Raw genomic sequence first — 16,026 nt, forward strand, 5'->3', positions numbered from 1 at the left:
GCAAGGCCTGCCTGGGCAAGGGACACATATCGGATAAAGCCAACTGAGGCGGCTTTATTGGGTTGCCTTTATTGGCTTGCCTTGGGCATGATGCGGCCAGCTTCGATTTTGTGACTGACTGCTTCCTGCTTGCGTGTAGAGATCATGGCCTGAATATCATGCGCCATACTCCGAAGATCGATTGCCAGCTTTTTGAAAAGTTCGCGCTTTTTGAGGTCGGTGGCCAGCTTGCCGATCAGTTCGCAATCGTCAGCTTCAGTGAGCAGCTTTTCAAGCTTCGCGCTCAGGTCTTCCATTCGACGGACTACGCGCCCGCATTGCCATAAAGTCCACAACCAATTGTTTCGCTCTGCGAAATAGGCCGCTGCCAATTTCAAACCAGGCCACTGCGGCCGGAAACAGGCCAGTACCGGATTCACGGTAGGAACCAATAGCGGCCGCCCCCAAAACCAAAAGGGGCCCGTCGCTCAGGCTGGGGATGGAAAGGAGCCGGCGCCGGGTAACCGGCTCGAAGAGCCATCGTACCAAACGCTCAATGAGCTGCGTCACCGGGCGCTGCGTTCAACGGCGCGCCGCCGACCGAAATGGAGCCCGAAGGCTTCGGAGCCCGGACTGGCGGCTTTCTCGGCTTCGGGGCGGCCTGTGCGACCGGGGCGGCAGCGACCGGCGGCGGGACAGGGGCCGGGGCGGGAGCTGTGCGCTGTAGTGCGTCCAGCTTCGACGTCAGGGCCGCCAACTGGTCGGTGATGGTCTTCAGCAGCGCCTGCTGGTCCGCGACCGTCCGGCCGAGGGCGGCGAGGTCTTCCTCGCCCTTTTGCTGGGCCGCGAGCAGATCCGGCACGGTCTCCTTGTCGCCGGCGGTCATTGCTCCGCCGGACGCTTCGTGACCCAGAGCGGGGACCAACGTCGCGATTTCCGGCCAGGCATAAACGCCGCCAGCGCAAGCCAAAGCGAGAATGACGAACAGCAGCAGCCACGGCCAGCGACGGCGGGGCGCGGGCAGGGGACTTAACGGCGAATGGCCTTGCCAGGTCGGATCGGAATCGTTGCTCATGGGGACTTCCTAGAGCCTTTTTCGTTCCGATGGAATCGGAACGGGGCTCTCGTCTTTTGTTTTGACGCGTTTTCTACCGCAGATAAGTCTACGCAATCTGCGCAGATTGCTACGCGAACCGGCGCCCACGGAGCCTGTCATCGGGCGCGCATTCGCGCGACCCGTTGGCTTGAAAACGCTCCAGATTGTTATTTTAACGCGTTTTCTTGACGCAAACCGGCATCCCCGGATCGAGTCCGGGACAGGCGGAGCCTGCTTCGGCCTCGGATTCGCGTGACCCGTTGGCTCGAAAAGGCTATAGGCGGCCTCGCCAGCCGTTGCAATCGAGGCCAGGCTTGGCCACGCTGGCCAGTAGGCCCCCGCGTCTGGAACTCCATTGGCATCGCATACCTCTGAACTGCTCGAAGAACTCATCGCAAAGGCACCGGACGGCCCCGTCGACCTGGAATGGCTGCTCGGCCGTCTCGACAAGCGCGCGTTCGGACTTCTGCTGCTGTTGCTGGGATTGCTGGTCATCATCCCCGGCATCGCGACCATCGCGACGTTGGCGCTGCTGTTTCCCGCGGTCGAGATGATGCTGGGCTGGAGCGCGCCATCGTTTCCGCGCTTCCTGTCGAAGCGGCAGTTCGACTTCACGCGCTTCAAGGCGTTCACGGTCCGGGCCCGTCCGCTGCTGCAAGCGATCGAGAGCGTCAGCCGGCCGCGCTGGAACGCGCGTCACCATTTGACCGACCGCCTCGTCGGGTTGGTGGTGTTTCTGCTGGCTTTGTCCGCGGGTTGGCCGCTGCCGCTGGTGAACGTGATTCCGGGGATGGTGGTGGTCCTGATCGCGATCGCCTATCTCCAGGATGACGGCCTGCTGCTGGCGATCGGGATAGCGGCTGCCCTGGTCTGCCTGTTCGGCCTCGGTTGGACGCTTTGGACGTCGGCCGAAGCCCTGATCGGCTGGATCGGGCGCTGAAGCGCCAAGAGAGCTCCCAGGACAGCCTTGCAAGACAGCTTCGCCATACCGGTCCGCCACCACGGCGGCCGCCTCAAAGAAGTACGAATCTCTGACCTCTAAGGCCGCAATCAAAAGCGACACTCGATCTCATGAGAACGATAACAGCTATTTTCCTGCTGGCGCTGATCGCGGTGGCCGGCGAGGTATATTCGGACCACGTGCTGATGAGCGGAAGCGTTACCGCGCCGGTCGATGTGATCTCCCGCGCGGTCGCAGACTCCGCGCATTAGACGAGAAAGTCGTCGTGATGCTTACGGCTGCCCGGAACCGCCGGCTGAACCGTACACTTGCCCCGTAGCATAGCTCGCATCGGCCGCCGCCAGTTGAACGTAGATCGAGCCCAGTTCAGCCGGCTGACCGGCGCGCCCGAGCGGTGTCTGGGCGCCGAACTTCTCCAGCTTTTCCATCGAGGCGCCGCCCGACACCTGAAGCGGTGTCCAGATCGGTCCAGGCGCCACGGCATTGACCCGGATACCCTTCGGCGCGAGTTGCTTTGCCAGCGACTTGACGTAGTTCATCGTCGCGGCCTTGGTCTGCGCATAATGGTACAGTTCCGGAGACGGATCGTAGGCTTGTTCGGATGACGTTCCGATAATGACCGATCCGGGCTTCAGGTGCGGCAACGCGGCCTTGATGATCCAGAACGGCGCGTAGATGTTGGTCTTCATTGTCGCGTCGAACTCCTCGGTGGTCAATTCAAGGATCGATTCGCGGGCTTGTTGCCGGCCGGCGTTGTTGACGACGATGTCGAGCCCGCCCAATCCCTTGACGGCTTCCTCCACCAGCCGGCGGCAGAATGCCTCATCACGTAAATCGCCGGGTATGGCGAGCCCGATCCGGCCTTCGGCCTTGATCAGGTCGATCACCTCTTTGGCGTCCGGTTCTTCGCTCGGAAAATAATTGATCGCGACATCGGCGCCTTCGCGCGCATAGGCAATGGCGGCGGCACGGCCCATGCCGGAGTCACCACCGGTGATCAGCGCCTTGCGGCCTGCCAGTCGGCCGGAACCGCGATAGCTCGTCTCGCCATGATCCGGTCTCGGCTCCATCTTGCTGGCGAGGCCGGGCCAGGGCTGGGTCTGCCGTTTGTAGGGTGGCGTCGGATATCTATGCCGTGGATTTTGCAGCACGCGTTCGTTCATCGGTTGGTCTCCTCCCGATCGATCGGTCGATTTTCCGATCTATCGATTTCATCGGGTTGTTTGGTGGGCGCGAACGGCTGCCGTAACCCGTGATCGGGCGCAGCATTCGTTCGACGAGGGCTCCGACGCAGAGGCCGGCGACGACGTCGCTGGTCCAATGGGCCAGCAGAATTATCCGTGTCAGCACCAGGGTTGCGCCGACGCCGCAGATGACGGCTCTTGGTTTGCCCGGCAGCACGCTCGCCACCGACACCAGGGCGCCGACATGAACGGCATGGCCGGACGGAAACGCATCCAGCCGCTTGCCGGAAAAAGGCACACCTCGCCAATGACCGCGAACGGTCAGCCGATCCGGGCGCTCCTGATCGAATACTGTTTTCAAGAGATGAGGCAGTGCGGACGAAACGACCGTCGTCAGCAGTACATGGTTGCTGATACGCCGCTGCTCCGCGCTTTTGTTTCTTGCGTAGATCCACCAGCCGATCGCAAGCGCGGACAGGATATGCTCATCCGCGCCCCAGGTCGTTGCTTTCGCGATTTTCTCGATGCGCGGTCCGGTATGCGACGCGATCGCGTTGGCGATCGAGACATCTGTGTTGGTAGGCTGGACCGTCACCGACGCCATTAGTGATGCATGAACAGCGCGAGCAGCAGAATGATCGGCAGCGGAACGCCGATTAGCCAAAGCAGTGCACCTCGACCGAAGCCCATAGCAGCCTCCATGTTTTGTTAGCTTGATGTGTTGTTAGCTTACCAATGTAACGGGTGATCTAACTCGCCGCGATCTCCCGGGTTCCCCCGTCACGGATCGCCTAACTAAGATCAGCCATCGCGATCGAGCGCGAAATCACCCAGAAGCGGCGAGCCGGATCCGGCAATCAGATCGCCGATCAGTTGCGCGGCCAGAAAGCTGAAGGTGATGCCGTTGCCGCCATAACCATAGGCGGCGTAAACGCCCTTCGCGCCGGGCACCGGGCCGATCAAGGGCAAGCCGTCGCTGGTGGTGTCGAACGTTCCGGCCCAGCGGAATTCGATCTCGGTGTCAGCCATGGGCCAGAGCGCGGCAAGTTTTTGCCGCAGCCGACGCGACTTCTCGGGGATCAAACGATCGCGCGCCTCGGGGGTGATCGCGCGATCGCTATCCTCCCCGCCGATGATGATCCGCCCGGCCAATGTCGTTCGCGCATACAGATAGTCCTTGCTGTCTTCCCAAATCAGCGTGCCGTCTTTCCAGAGGTTCTGTGGCTGCGGCCTGGTTGCAATGGCCCAACTGGACGAGGTCGTCTGGATATTGCTACGGACGATCGAGGGCATGACATAGCCGGTCGCAAGGATCACCGAGCGGGCCTCGATCTGGCAGCCGCCATCCAATCCAACGCAAACCGCGCGCGACGCCGCGTCGTATTCGACGGCCTCGCCCTCGAACAGCCTCGCGCCGCGCGCGACCGCGATCCTGAGCAGGCCGAGGGATAATTGCACCGGATCGGCGTCCGCCGCCCCCGGCGACACGATCGCGCCGGCGCGGGCTACGCCGTAGCGTTCAAGCAGCATCTGATGGCTGAGAAAATCACCGGGCAGGCCGGCGCGGGCGCGAAGCTGATGCTCGTCAAACAGATCCTTGGCGGTGTAGCCGGCCGCGAGATAAAGCGAGTTCTTGTCGCGCAGCTCGCAGGATAGCCCGAACTGAAGAACGAGGGATTTCAGCCCGGCGACGGCTTCCAAGCTAGCCCGATAAGCCCGCGACGCCCGTTCGAAGCCGTAAGCCTCGGTCAATTGCGACAAAGAGCGATCGATTTCCCACAACAGCATGGCCGTACTGGCGGTCGTCGAGCCGCGGCCCGGAAGCTCGCGATCGATCAACACCACATCGAGGCCCTGTCGGGTCAGCCGCTCGGCAATCAATGAGCCGGTGATGCCGGCGCCGACGATCAGCGCGTCGCATTTGAGGCTTTCGCGGACAAGCGAGACCGGGCGTTGAGCGCTCCCGAGCCACGGAGATCGGCCGCCGTGCAAATCTGCCTGTTCGGTATCGTCTGGATCAAAAGCGTTAATGGCTCACCTCGTTTTCGCAAGTCGGCTTCATGTTCGGCCTCTCCCAAACGAGCCCGGCAGCAATGTGTTCCCTGGTCGGAACTAAAGCCGGTGGACGCCATTAGAGTAGGTCTCGGCGACATCTGCATGGGATCGAGTTTCATGAGGCATCGCGCCGCACATTTCAGAACAAGGCCTAGAGGAAAACGACATGGCAAAATCCGAGGAAGAAAAGATCACCCGCAAGGTTCTCATCGAAGGACTCAATGAAGACCTGTCGCGCGAGTATCAGGCGATCATTTCCTATGTGAATTATTCGCAGGTGTTGAAGGGCGCGCCCTACATGAACATCGCGGACGAGTTGGCGGTTCATGCCAAGGAAGAACTCGAGCACGCGCTCAAGGTCGCAAATCATATCGATTACCTCGGAGGCATGCCCTCGGTCACGCCGAAGCCGGTCAAGACGTCGGAAAAAGCCGAAGACATGCTTCGCTTCGATCTTGAGAATGAAAAGGAAACTATTCGTCATTACCGGCGCCGCGTCAGGCAGGCGGATCTTTTGAACGAGTTTGCGATCGCGGAAAGCCTTCGCGGCATTCTGGTGCAGGAGCAGGATCACCTCATCGCCTTGGCAACCGCCCTCGGTGTCGATCCTCCCGACGCCGGTATCGCGGACTGAGTGGTCCGCCATTGGCAACCGATATGGCGTCGCATGGCGCGCGGCCGGTTATCGTCGCGTGCCGGCGGCGGCACGTTTGCGGCGTGGTGCGGTCGGGTGCTGTTGTTCGAGTTTCGCGATAAAATCCCGCAGCACATCTGAAGCAGGGCGGGTAGCGTTATAGGCGAGCCCGACCTGCCGCTTTACGTCGACCTCGATCTCGCGCACCACGACATCGGGATTGGCGCGCGCAACGGCTTCCGGAACGATCGCAACGCCAACGCCGGCCGCGACCAGCGCCATCGCCCAATCCTCCGATTCTGCGATCGCGGCAACGTTGCGCGCCGGCGCGTTGCGGCCGAAAAATTCGCTTTGCTCGCAATGGCATCGGTCGACCATGGCGACACCCGCGAAGTCCGAGGTGCGGAGCCGGTCTTTCAGGACCAGAGGGTGCGACGACGGCAGCGCCGCGACATAGCGATCGGTCCAGAGCGGAACGAAATGTTCGTTGGCGTCGACCAAGCTCTTGGCGACAATCCGCGCATCGGCGGCCTCGTCGATGCCGACCAGCCGAAGATGAACATCCGACGCCGCGGTCAATGGCTTCAACAGTGCGACGGTTCGCGGAATATCGAGCGTACGCATCAGGCCGAGCGTCAGCCGGTGCCGCACCGGTGGCTTCCTGAACAGATTTCGTGCGGCCTCGGTGTCGTCGATGATGCGGCGGGCAACCGAATAAAGCTGTTCGGCCGATGCCGTGGGCATCACGCCTTTCTTGTGCCGGATGAACAGCGTCGTCCCCAACTCGGCTTCCAGGTTGGTGATGGCGAGCGAGACCGAGGGCTGGGAAATGAAGCAGCGCCGGGCGGCGACCGTCAGATTGCGCTCCTTGAATACCGCCGCGAAATAGCGAAGCTCGCGAATATCCATAGTCTTAGCCTATCGATGATATCAGATAACGATATTTTACCTATATCATAACCGCTGGCAAGAGAGCCTCCTTGGTCACGAAAGGGCTCGCGATGCGGATTCATCATCTCAACACCGGCACGATGTGCCCGATCGGGCGTCGTTTCGTGAACGGCACCGGCGGCATCTTCCAGAGGGCGCGGATGGTTTGCCACTGCCTGCTGCTCGAGACCAATGACGGGCTTGCCTTGGTCGACACCGGCATTGGGCTGGACGACATCGCGCAATCGCGGCGGCTTGGTCCGAAATGGGTTCGGCAGACGGCGCCGCGGCTCGATCCCGCCGAGACGGCGCTGCAACAGGTCAAGGCGCTGGGATATTCACCGAGCGAGGTGCGGCATCTGCTGCTGACGCATCTCGACCGCGATCATGCCGGCGGCATTCCGGATTTTCCCAACGCCAAAGTGCATGTCCACCGCCGCGAGCATGAGATGGCGGTGCTGAACAAGATCGCCGCACCGAAGGGACGCTACATCAGCGATCAATGGCAGCATGGGCCCGATTGGGCATTTTACGGCGAGGGCGGTGAAGACTGGTTCGGCTTCAAGGGCGTGCGCGCGCTCGGTGATCGCGAGCCGGACATCCTGATGATCCCGCTGCCGGGCCACACGCTGGGTCATTGCGGCATCGCGGTGCGCGGCAAGGACAAATGGCTGCTGCACGCCGGCGACAGCTACTTCTTCCATGGCCAGATGCAGACGCCGCCGGTTCGCACGCCGTTCGTGCTCGGTATCTTTCAACGCAAGGCCGATATGGATTCCAGGACGCGCCTCGCCAATCAAGAGCGACTGCGCCTGCTGAAAAGCCGTCACGGCGATGCCGTGACGATCTTCAACAGTCACGATCCGGTCGATTATGAAAGCTGCCGTTGCGGCCGGCATTGAAGCCGGGGGCGCGCGGAAGCAGCTAGTTTGTAGGATGGGTTGAGCTCTTCGCGAAACCCATCACCTTCGCCATGCAACTGATGGGGTTCGCGGAGTTTATCATCGGGCCGGCCGCAGGCCGGACCCGTTGGCTCCACCCATCCTACGTGCTGTGAAGCTATCTCGGACGTCATCCTGAGGAGCGGCGTCTTCGCCGCGTCTCGAAGGATGGTGTTCAGCATCGTGCGTGCGGCCATCCTTCGAGGCTCGCAAGAGCTCGCACCTCAGGATGACGTCGAAATCTGTTCAGCGCTTCGCGGCGGGGCCTTGTTTCGCCGGTGTCGTCGGCGCGTCGCTCTGCACCTTGCAGCTCGCGGCGGCAAGTGCTGCCTGCGCCTGCGGCATCAGGCCGGGCTCCGCCGCCAGCGCCTTCAACACGATCAGGCCGGTGGAGGCCGGCGAGTCGATGATCAGCCGGTCGGCCGCGGTGACGTCTTCGTCTTCCGGCAGATCGGCATGCTGGTCCTCGGTCATCAGATCGAGCTCGATCACTTTCTTGCCCGCCGACCGGTCATTGATCGCGTAATAGGCGACGTCGCTGCGGGTGTAGAACGACACCGAGGTGTAGGACTGGGTAACGGGGACCGCGAGCTTGATCGGGCCTCCCGACAAATCGTAGCGGCAAATCGCGGTCGCGAACGCCGGGTCCATGAACGGCATCAGCGTATTGCCGGGTTCGGCGAGCGGCAGCGCCGTCACCGCATTGAGCTTGGTGATCGGCGTCAGCCGCGAATAGGCGTCCTGGCTCGCAATGCGCGGCAACGCCAGCACGCTGACGAGATGCACGACGCCGCCCAGCAGCACGCCCGCGATGATCGTGAACAGCAGGCGGATCATGGGCACCCCGCGGTCGCAATCGTGGGCATCGGCGCATCGCGCGGCGTGCGCGTCGCCACGCCGACCGGCGTGTCGTACAGCCGCAGCATCAGCGCGTAACGCTCGATGCCGCCGGTCGGCAGCCAGTTGCCCGCCCGTGAGCGCGAGGCGATCCGAACCTCGAACGCGCCGTCGGCGCCGCGGATGATCTCCTCGCTGGTGAAGCCGTAGCGTTGCAGCGCGTTCGCGACCAGATGTCCCTTGAGGTCGTAGAGCGTCAGGGTCCAGAACCGCGCGGCCGGCGTCACGCCGCTGACGATCACGTCGCAGCGGCCGTCGAGCGGCTTCTTGCGGTCATCGGTGTTGGCGAGGAACGACACGCCGTCGCCCTGGCCGATCGGCAGATCGCCGCTGCGGGCGATCGAGGCGCGCGAATAGGGATCGACATCGGCGGTGCCGGTCTTGGGGCGGGCGGTCCAGGCGCCGATCTTGAGCGTGCCGAAATTGGTGCCGCGGGTCGCCGTCATCCATGTCGCGCTGAGGCCGACGGCGGAGGCCAGAACGAGCGCCAGCAAGGTGGTGAAGATCAGCCGCACGGTCAGTTCTTGCGCGCGGCTGACGTCGCGGCGACTGACGTCGCGGGATTACCGGGCGTCGCCGCCGCGAAGCTTTCCGGCAGGGCGAGGGACGTCGATGACATCGGCTTGGCGGGTTTCGCCGGATCGCTCGGCGGGGCACTTCCCGTGGTATTTCCCGTCGTACTTCCAGTCGTCTTGGCGACGTCGTCGAGCATCTTCTCCACCTGCACCAGGATGTCCGCGCCACGCTTGGTGAGGACCGGCGGCGGCCCGGGCTTGATGTCGATCACCTTTGGCGCGGCGCCATTGGCTGCGACCGTTGCCGCACCGGCGGGCGGGGTCGGCAGCTTGGTGCCCATCCCGACGCCCACCAGTTCCTTGATCTCGATGCCCTGATGCGCCGCGACCATGATGTCGTGCCAGGTCTGCGCCGGCAGCGCGCCGCCGGTCATGCGGTTGGTCGGCGAATAATCGTCGTTGCCGTACCAGACCGCGCAGGTGAAGTTGCCGGTATAGCCGACGAACCAGGCGTCGCGATAGGCGTTGGTGGTGCCGGTCTTGCCGGCGGTCGGAATGCCGTCGAGCGCGGCGCGGCGCGCGGTGCCTTCGCTGACGACGTGGCTCATCATGCCCGCCATGTCGGCGGCGACCGAGGCCGGGATCGCCTGCCGTGGCTTCGGACCGTCGCGGTCGAAGCGCCAGACCAGATCGCCGGCGCCGGTGCGGACTTCCAGCACCGAATGCGGCGTCACGGCTCGGCCCCGGTTGGGGAACGTCACATAGGCCACGGCATGTTCGATCACCGTGACTTCGTCGGCGCCGATCGGCAGTGACGGCGTATCCGGCAGCGGCGCCGTGAGGCCGAAGCGGCGCGCGATCTCGACGATCTTGGCGCGGCCGACCTTGGCCGGATTCTTTGACTTGGGATCTAGTTTCTGGCCGATCGCGATCGACAACTTCACTGGAACGACGTTGATCGAATGGGTGATTGCTTCGGTCAGCGTCACCGCGCCGGAGTAGGAATGGCCGTAATTTTGCGGGCACCAATTGCCGATGCAGACCGGGCCGTCGACCACGACCGATTTTGGCGTGAAGCCGTTGAGCAGTGCTGTGGTGTAGACATAGGGCTTGAACGATGAGCCGGGCTGGCGATAGGCATCGACGGCGCGGTTGAACTGGCTGGAGCCGTAGTCGCGTCCGCCGACCATCGCGCGAACGCCGCCGTCGAGATCGGAGACCACGGTCGCGGCCTGCGTCGCGTGATAATCGCGCCCGAACTGACGCAACTGGTTTTCGATGGCATCTTCGGCGGCATGCTGCACGTTCATGTCGATCGAGGTGCGCACCACGAAGACGCGCTCATTGTAGGATTTCGGAAAAGTATCGACCAGCTTGCGCATCTCGTCGAACGCATAGTCGAGATAGTAGTTCGGTGAATTCTCGTCGCGGCGATCGACCGCGGTGGCCGGATTGCGCCGCGCGCCGAACACCTGGCCTTCGGTCATGAAGCCTGCATCGACCAGATTGTCCAGCACCTGGTTGGCACGGGCGCGGGCGGCGGGCAGGTTGATGTGCGGGGCGTATTTGGTCGGCGCCTTGAACAACCCGGCCAGCATCGCGGCTTCCGCCAGAGTGACGTCGCGCGCCGACTTGTTGAAGTAGAAATGCGCCGCGCCGTCGACGCCGAAGGTGCCGCCGCCCATATAGGCGCGGTCGAGATAGAGCTTCAAAATCTCGTTCTTGGTGAGCCGGGTCTCCAGCCAGATCGCGAGGAACGCCTCGTTGACCTTGCGCTCGATGGTGCGCTCGTTGCTGAGAAACAGGTTCTTGGCCAATTGCTGCGTGATCGACGAGCCGCCCTGGCGCACGCCGCCGGCCTGCGCGTTGGTGACCAGCGCGCGCGCCAATCCGGGGAAGTCGATGCCGAAATGCTCGTAGAAGCGGCGGTCTTCGGTCGCCAGCGTCGCCTTGATCAGGGCGTCCGGGAAATCCTCCAGCGGAATCGAATCGTTGTGCTTGATGCCGCGGCTGCCGATCGGGGCGCCGTAACGGTCGAGGAACGTCACCGCGAGATCGGATTTTTTCAGCCAGTCTTCGTCGGCGGTTTCGCGAAACGCCGGCACCGCCAGCGCCAGCATCAGGATCAGTCCGCCGAGCCCGATGGTGGCCGCCTCCGACAGCGGCTCGATGAATACCCAGCGCTTCCAGCGGCCGACATAAAAGCGGTCCATGAACGTCGAGTACCGCTCATAGAGCTCGCGCGCGCCCTTGCCCGACGAGAACAGGGTCGAGTCGATGCGCGCGTCCAGATCCAGAAAGAAATGCTGGATCCTTTGCTTCCATCTCGGTGGCAAGATCTGAGGCACCGGGGCCCTTGGTCAGTTCGAAGCCGCTCGCGTACCCGGCAGGGCACCGTCGAGACGTCTTGCGGGAATGTTACGGCAAACCCAAGGCGCATTTACAAGGCGCAGTTGCGACATCGGGAGCCCTCGTGGTTTTGTAGCCGAGCGGGGGCGATAAACCAATGGTGTGGCTGCGATATCCATCGGCAAAGCTAATTTGATCCCCGGCTGTTGCGGGCCGTCCGCCAACCCCACTTGCTCCCTAGCCACTGCACCTCCTAGAAGGGCTCCAAGCCGTTACTCCCCGGAACTTTGACAGCATGACCGCCGCGTCCAAGCCGCCCTCGGGCCAAGAGGGATTCTTCTGGAAAACCAAGACGTTGGAAGAGATGTCCAGCGCCGAATGGGAAAGCCTGTGCGACGGCTGCGCGCGCTGCTGCCTGGAGAAACTGGAAGACGAGGATACCGGCAAGATCTATTTCACCCACGTTTCCTGCAAATTGCTCGATGCCGGCACCTGCGGCTGCAAGGACTACCCAAACCGCTCGGACCAGGTTCCGGACTGTGTCCGGCTGACCCCGGAAAACGTCCGCACCCTGAACTGGCTGCCGCCGAGCTGCGGCTACAAACTGGTGGCGGAGGGGCGCGACCTCTATTGGTGGCATCCGCTGGTGTCAGGCGATCCCGATACCGTGCATGAAGCCGGGGTTTCGGTGCGCGGGCGGGTGCAGGGCACTGAAAACGAGATCGCCGACGCTGACCTCGAGGATCATATCGTGCAATGGCCGGCGCTGTTGCCGAAGCGGGCGCGACTCAAGAAGCGGCCAACACCCCTCAAAAAACCCGACTGATTCGATCACGCGATTGCGATTGTGTTGGGCGGGACGCACCCATGCGCCTGACCCGCTGCCCCGAGAGCAATTTGTCGCCTAAATAACGTTCGGTAGAACGATTCCCCCGCGCTTTTCCGCGCCACGCAGCAAATTATTCGCTTCAGATGAACAAATTCGAACGGCAGAGCAGCCAAGCTGCCGACCACCAGTTATTGTCCGACGAACTCGCCAGCGAGCTCTCCCACATCACGACCGAGGTCCTCGATCTCAGTGACGCGCCGCCGCTTGCCCCGCGCGCGCCGCTGACCCAGAGCGAGGTCCGCACCATCCTGATGAGCCTGATGCTGACGATGTTCCTGGCCGCCCTGGACCAGACCATCGTCGCGACCGCGCTGCCCACCATCGGGCGCCAGTTCCACGACGTCTCCAGCCTGTCCTGGGTGATCACGGCCTATCTGCTGGCATCGACCGCGGTCGCCCCGGTATTCGGTACGCTGAGCGATATTTACGGCCGCCGCGCCATGATCATCGCCGCGTTGAGCCTGTTCATCGCGGGATCGGTGCTGTGCGGGATCGCGCCGAACATGCCGGTCCTGATCCTGGCGCGCGGCCTGCAAGGCCTCGGCGGCGGCGGCATCATGCCGATCGTGCAAACCGTGATTTCCGACGTCGTGACGCCGCGCGAGCGCGGCCAGTACCAGGCCTATTTCAGCGGCGTGTGGACCGCAGCCGGCATCGGCGGGCCGGTGCTCGGCGGAGTGTTTGCCGAACATCTGCATTGGTCGATGGTGTTCTGGATCAACGTGCCGCTCGGATTGGGCGCGCTGGCGATGCTGCTGCCGAAGATGGGCAAGATCCCGGTGTTCCACCGCATGCGCAAGGTCGACTGGGTCGGCGGCGTGTTGCTGATGGCGTCCGCGGTGGTGTTCATGCTGGTGCTGACCTGGGGCGGCAGCCGCTTCCTCTGGCTGTCGCCGACCATCATGGCGATGCTGGGATCGTCGATCGCGCTGGCGTTCGCGTTTGTCTGGCACGCCCGAAATGCCGATGAGCCGTTCCTGCCGCTGTCGCTATTGCGTGGAACCGTGGCGCCCTATGCGATGACCGCGGGCGGTTGCGCGATGGGCGCGATGATCGGGCTGACCGTGCATCTGCCGCTGTATTACGAGGTGGTCTACCACCTCAGTGCCAGCGAGGCGGGACTTGCGCTGATTCCGCTGGCGGCGATATCGACCGGGGGTGCTGCGATCGCGGGCCAGACCATGGCGCGCGCGACCCACTACAAGCGGGTGGCGATCATCGGATTGACCGGCGCGGCGCTGGTTGGAAGTATCTTCACCTTCGTGACCCTGCCGCTGTGGGCGCTGCTGGTGTTGCTGGCGCTGTTTGCGCTCGGGCTCGGGACCACCTTTCCGATCAGCGTGGTCGCGCTGCAGAATTCGGTGGTGCGTTCGCAGGTCGGCACCATCACCGGCGCGATGAATTTCTTCCGGGCGCTGATGGCGTCGTTTACCGTGGCGGCGTTCAGCGGCATCCTGTTGATGGCGCTCGGCGCCGATATTTCGCTGGGCAGCGAGCATCACGGCGCGATGGGTTCGATTTCGGCCGCCGACATGATCGTCGCGTTCCGCTACGTGTTCGCCGCCGCCTCGGTGCTTTTGATCATCGGCGCGCTGAGCATGGTGCTGATGGAAGAACGGCCGCTGGCCGGCCCGGCCAAGAAGGCCGTGCCGATCACGGAATAGGGCGCCACGGCCGTCTATCGCCTGCGCGCGGTTACGAACCTCATCCTGAGGAGCTTGCCACCGGGTCCGCGCAGCCGCGCGGCCCGATGATAAACTCCGACGCCGCTCCTCAGAGCCTGTGAAGCTATCTCTGACGTCATCCTGAGGTGCGCGCCATCTTCGGCGCGCCTCGAAGGATGGTGTTCAGCGCCGTGCTTGCGGCCATCCTTCGAGACGCGGCGAAGACGCCGCTCCTCAGGATGACGTCCGAGACAGCTTCATAGCCTCTCAGGTCCCCGGCCGTGAAACCTCGGTTTCTTTCGAGGTGATGAACTCCAGCAGCACCGGGATGCCTTCTTGCGTCTTCTGGATGCCGCGCTTGATGGCGGGAATGATGTCTTCCGGCCTTGTCACCCGTTCGCCATAGCCGCCGAAGGCGCGCGCCATGGCGGCGTAGTCGCCGGAAATATCGGTCGAGCGGTATTTCTCGGTCGAGACCGGCATCACCTTCAGTTCGATCGCCATGCTGAAATTGTTCAGGAGAACGGACATGATCGGAATCCGTTCGCGCACCGCGGTCTCGAAATCCATCCCGGTGAAGCCGATCGCAGCATCGCCCCAGACGTTGATGCAGAGCTTGTCGGGCTTTGCCAGTTTGGCGCCCATCGCGAGGCCGAGGCCATAACCGAGCTGGGTGGTCTTGCCCCAGCCGATATAGGACAGCGGTTCGACCGCTTTCCAGAACGGCGAGAGCTGGTCGCGCGGGCTGCCGGCATCATGGGTGATGATGGTGTTCCTGATATCGACCGTGTGCTGCAAATCCCACAGCACGCGATAGGGGTTGAGCGGCGCGTCGTTGTGGGTCAGCTTCGGCATCCACTTGGCCAGCCACTCCTTATGTGACGCGGCGATCTCGGCTGCGACGGCGGTAGCGTCGCGATCCGACGTGACCGTCTTGCCGATCTCTTCGAGCAGCGCATCGAGCACCAGCGCGGCATCGCCGACCAGCCCGATCTTGACCTCGACATCCTTGTTGAGATGCGCGGGATCGAGCGTCGAATGAATGATGGTCTTGCCTTTCGGCATCGCGATGCCGAACGAGGTTTCGGTAAACGAGCAGCCGACGCCGAAGATCACGTCGGCGTCGCCGAGGAATTTCGGCACAGCGCGCGGCACCGCGAGGCCGCCCGAGCCCAGCGAAAGCGGATGCGTCTCCGGAAATGACGATTTGCCGCCGAGGCTCGTGGTCACCGGGATCGCGAGCCGTTCGGCCAGCCGCTTCAGTTGCGGCCAGGCCTGCGCATAGTGCACGCCCTGGCCGGCATAGATCACCGGCCGCTTGGCGCCGGTCAACAGCGCCGCCGCCCGCTTCACATCGACGGGGTCGGCGCCGTAGCGGGTGCGCAGCACCGGCGTATAGTCCAGCGGTTCCGGCACCTCCTCGTTCCACATGTCGGAGGGGATTTCGACAATGACCGGGCCGCCGCGGCCGTTCTTGAGCTTGGTGAAGGCGCGGCGGAAGATATTGCAGACTTCAGCGGCGATATTGATCGGCTCGGCCGATTTGGCAAACGCCTTCATGGCCTGGCTGGAATTGAAATTCGGGTCGATATTGGCGATCCGCCGCGCGTAGCCCATCGGCAGGATCAACACCGGCACGGATTCGCCGTAACACTGCGCCACGCCGCCCATGGCGTTTTCAGCGCCGGGTCCATGCTGCATGCAGAAGGCGCCGATGCTGCGCCCGGACGTCACGCGCGAGATCGCGTCCGCCATGTGCACGCCGACCCGCTCCTGCCGGACCATCACCGGCCGGATGTCGGCGGCGGCGGCGTGCTCGATGATATGATTGACCGGATAGCCGCAAAGAATCTCGATGCCTTCGCGCTTCATGATTTCCGCGATCGCGGTGCCGAGCTTCATGGCAGTTCCTCCCACATCGGCCGATGTTGG

Annotated in this window: 16 protein-coding genes; 6 read left to right on the forward strand and 10 right to left on the reverse strand. The window is 63.3% G+C overall.

All coding sequences use genetic code 11. The features are described from left to right. Window positions 1–68: 68 nt before the first annotated feature. Both GSQ88_RS21490 and GSQ88_RS21495 read right to left on the reverse strand, forming a co-directional pair. A complete protein-coding gene (locus GSQ88_RS21490; RefSeq protein WP_159009754.1) occupies window positions 69–419 on the reverse strand; it encodes a hypothetical protein in 351 nt (116 codons plus the stop codon). 113 nt (window positions 420–532) lie between these two features. After that, window positions 533–1,054, reverse strand: coding sequence for a hypothetical protein (locus GSQ88_RS21495; protein WP_159009755.1), 522 nt, complete (start codon window positions 1,052–1,054; stop codon window positions 533–535). 376 nt (window positions 1,055–1,430) lie between these two features. On the opposite strand from GSQ88_RS21495, the gene GSQ88_RS21500 reads away from it, so the two are divergent. Further along, a complete protein-coding gene (locus GSQ88_RS21500) occupies window positions 1,431–2,015 on the forward strand; it encodes an exopolysaccharide biosynthesis protein (RefSeq protein WP_159009756.1) in 585 nt (194 codons plus the stop codon). A gap of 131 nt (window positions 2,016–2,146) precedes the next feature. Further along, window positions 2,147–2,287 (forward strand): hypothetical protein, encoded by a 141-nt coding sequence (locus tag GSQ88_RS21505; protein ID WP_159009757.1) that lies wholly within the window; start codon window positions 2,147–2,149, stop codon window positions 2,285–2,287. A 21-nt stretch (window positions 2,288–2,308) separates the two neighbouring features. On the opposite strand, the gene GSQ88_RS21510 is transcribed toward GSQ88_RS21505, so the two are convergent. The 3 genes from GSQ88_RS21510 to GSQ88_RS21520 all read right to left on the reverse strand — a co-directional run bounded on the left by GSQ88_RS21510 (window position 2,309) and on the right by GSQ88_RS21520 (window position 5,212). Beyond that, window positions 2,309–3,199 carry an SDR family oxidoreductase gene (locus GSQ88_RS21510; protein WP_159009758.1) on the reverse strand — a complete coding sequence of 297 codons (891 nt, stop codon included), beginning with the start codon at window positions 3,197–3,199 and terminating at the stop codon, window positions 2,309–2,311. Continuing rightward, the gene (locus tag GSQ88_RS21515) at window positions 3,165–3,824 is read right to left on the reverse strand and encodes a phosphatase PAP2 family protein (RefSeq protein ID WP_159009941.1); all 660 of its coding nucleotides are present in this window, start codon (window positions 3,822–3,824) and stop codon (window positions 3,165–3,167) included. The genes GSQ88_RS21510 and GSQ88_RS21515 overlap by 35 nt, the downstream gene beginning before the upstream one ends. A gap of 197 nt (window positions 3,825–4,021) precedes the next feature. Further along, entirely contained in the window at window positions 4,022–5,212 is a 1,191-nt protein-coding gene (locus GSQ88_RS21520; RefSeq protein ID WP_159009759.1) for an NAD(P)/FAD-dependent oxidoreductase, read from the reverse strand. A 229-nt stretch (window positions 5,213–5,441) separates the two neighbouring features. Here GSQ88_RS21520 and GSQ88_RS21525 point away from each other — a divergent pair, with 229 nt between their 5' ends. Beyond that, window positions 5,442–5,909: a ferritin-like domain-containing protein gene (locus tag GSQ88_RS21525; RefSeq protein WP_159009760.1), complete on the forward strand. Its 468-nt coding sequence runs from the start codon at window positions 5,442–5,444 to the stop codon at window positions 5,907–5,909. Window positions 5,910–5,957: 48 nt separating this feature from the next. On the opposite strand, the gene GSQ88_RS21530 is transcribed toward GSQ88_RS21525, so the two are convergent. Next, on the reverse strand, window positions 5,958–6,818 hold the full coding sequence (locus tag GSQ88_RS21530; protein ID WP_159009761.1) for a LysR family transcriptional regulator: 861 nt from the start codon (window positions 6,816–6,818) through the stop codon (window positions 5,958–5,960). A gap of 92 nt (window positions 6,819–6,910) precedes the next feature. Between GSQ88_RS21530 and GSQ88_RS21535 the strand changes: the two genes are divergently transcribed. Beyond that, a complete protein-coding gene (locus GSQ88_RS21535; RefSeq protein ID WP_159009942.1) occupies window positions 6,911–7,741 on the forward strand; it encodes an MBL fold metallo-hydrolase in 831 nt (276 codons plus the stop codon). Window positions 7,742–8,026: 285 nt separating this feature from the next. Here the strand turns inward: GSQ88_RS21535 and GSQ88_RS21540 are convergent, their stop codons facing one another. From GSQ88_RS21540 to GSQ88_RS21550, 3 genes are read right to left on the reverse strand one after another with little or no spacing between them, the layout of a single operon-like run. Then, window positions 8,027–8,617 (reverse strand): DUF1254 domain-containing protein, encoded by a 591-nt coding sequence (locus GSQ88_RS21540; protein WP_159009762.1) that lies wholly within the window; start codon window positions 8,615–8,617, stop codon window positions 8,027–8,029. Further along, window positions 8,614–9,192, reverse strand: a complete 579-nt coding sequence (locus tag GSQ88_RS21545; protein WP_159009763.1) for a DUF1214 domain-containing protein — start codon at window positions 9,190–9,192, stop codon at window positions 8,614–8,616. The genes GSQ88_RS21540 and GSQ88_RS21545 overlap by 4 nt, the downstream gene beginning before the upstream one ends. A 2-nt stretch (window positions 9,193–9,194) precedes the next feature. Further along, entirely contained in the window at window positions 9,195–11,540 is a 2,346-nt protein-coding gene (locus GSQ88_RS21550; RefSeq protein ID WP_159009764.1) for a transglycosylase domain-containing protein, read from the reverse strand. A 296-nt stretch (window positions 11,541–11,836) separates the two neighbouring features. Here GSQ88_RS21550 and GSQ88_RS21555 point away from each other — a divergent pair, with 296 nt between their 5' ends. Next, window positions 11,837–12,367, forward strand: coding sequence for a YcgN family cysteine cluster protein (locus GSQ88_RS21555; protein ID WP_159009765.1), 531 nt, complete (start codon window positions 11,837–11,839; stop codon window positions 12,365–12,367). A 146-nt stretch (window positions 12,368–12,513) separates the two neighbouring features. Further along, window positions 12,514–14,094: an MDR family MFS transporter gene (locus tag GSQ88_RS21560; protein WP_159009766.1), complete on the forward strand. Its 1,581-nt coding sequence runs from the start codon at window positions 12,514–12,516 to the stop codon at window positions 14,092–14,094. 267 nt (window positions 14,095–14,361) lie between these two features. On the opposite strand, the gene GSQ88_RS21565 is transcribed toward GSQ88_RS21560, so the two are convergent. Then, window positions 14,362–15,996: a thiamine pyrophosphate-requiring protein gene (locus tag GSQ88_RS21565; RefSeq protein ID WP_159009767.1), complete on the reverse strand. Its 1,635-nt coding sequence runs from the start codon at window positions 15,994–15,996 to the stop codon at window positions 14,362–14,364. Between the last annotated feature and the right edge of the window lie 30 nt (window positions 15,997–16,026).

Origin of the sequence: Bradyrhizobium sp. S69, assembly GCF_009766005.1 — a bacterium.
Classification (GTDB): domain Bacteria; phylum Pseudomonadota; class Alphaproteobacteria; order Rhizobiales; family Xanthobacteraceae; genus Bradyrhizobium.

Bases quoted from the DNA above. Each gene is read 5' to 3' on its own strand.
- GSQ88_RS21510 (WP_159009758.1), bottom strand. From the start codon at position 3,199: ATGAACGAACGCGTGCTGCAAAATCCACGGCATAGATATCCGACGCCA.
- GSQ88_RS21565 (WP_159009767.1), bottom strand. From the start codon at position 15,996: ATGAAGCTCGGCACCGCGATCGCGGAAATCATGAAGCGCGAAGGCATC.
- GSQ88_RS21515 (WP_159009941.1), bottom strand. From the start codon at position 3,824: ATGGCGTCGGTGACGGTCCAGCCTACCAACACAGATGTCTCGATCGCC.
- GSQ88_RS21555 (WP_159009765.1), top strand. From the start codon at position 11,837: ATGACCGCCGCGTCCAAGCCGCCCTCGGGCCAAGAGGGATTCTTCTGG.
- GSQ88_RS21495 (WP_159009755.1), bottom strand. From the start codon at position 1,054: ATGAGCAACGATTCCGATCCGACCTGGCAAGGCCATTCGCCGTTAAGT.
- GSQ88_RS21540 (WP_159009762.1), bottom strand. From the start codon at position 8,617: ATGATCCGCCTGCTGTTCACGATCATCGCGGGCGTGCTGCTGGGCGGC.
- GSQ88_RS21560 (WP_159009766.1), top strand. From the start codon at position 12,514: ATGAACAAATTCGAACGGCAGAGCAGCCAAGCTGCCGACCACCAGTTA.
- GSQ88_RS21535 (WP_159009942.1), top strand. From the start codon at position 6,911: ATGCGGATTCATCATCTCAACACCGGCACGATGTGCCCGATCGGGCGT.
- GSQ88_RS21525 (WP_159009760.1), top strand. From the start codon at position 5,442: ATGGCAAAATCCGAGGAAGAAAAGATCACCCGCAAGGTTCTCATCGAA.
- GSQ88_RS21505 (WP_159009757.1), top strand. From the start codon at position 2,147: ATGAGAACGATAACAGCTATTTTCCTGCTGGCGCTGATCGCGGTGGCC.
- GSQ88_RS21530 (WP_159009761.1), bottom strand. From the start codon at position 6,818: ATGGATATTCGCGAGCTTCGCTATTTCGCGGCGGTATTCAAGGAGCGC.